Genomic DNA, 257 nt, shown 5'->3' with positions numbered 1-257 from the left:
ATCGACTCGTCCTTGGACGCTTCGAGGAAGCCGCAGGTGTTGACGATCGCCGCGTCGGCCCCGCCGTCCTCCATCGCCTCGGGCGGCACCGGCAGCACCCCGTCTTCCGCCAGCAGCCCCAGCATCTTCTCCGAGTCCACCAGGTTCTTCGGGCACCCCAGCGACACCATCGCCACCCGACGGATGTCGTCGGCGGGGCGATCGTCGGGCGGGGCGGCCTCAGGCGTCGCGACAGCGTCCTGGCTCATGGCGAATCG

Annotated in this window: 1 pseudogene; it reads right to left on the bottom strand. The window is 70.4% G+C overall.

From position 1 onward, the window contains the following. Positions 1-257 (bottom strand): annotated as a pseudogene (locus R0J87_RS22200) (hypothetical protein); the annotation flags it as partial.

It is taken from the genome of Halomonas sp. SIMBA_159, assembly GCF_046536035.1.
Classification (GTDB): domain Bacteria; phylum Pseudomonadota; class Gammaproteobacteria; order Pseudomonadales; family Halomonadaceae; genus Vreelandella; species Vreelandella venusta_A.
The sequence above is the reverse complement of the archived record's forward strand: the minus strand, read 5'-3'. Positions and strand labels throughout refer to the sequence as shown.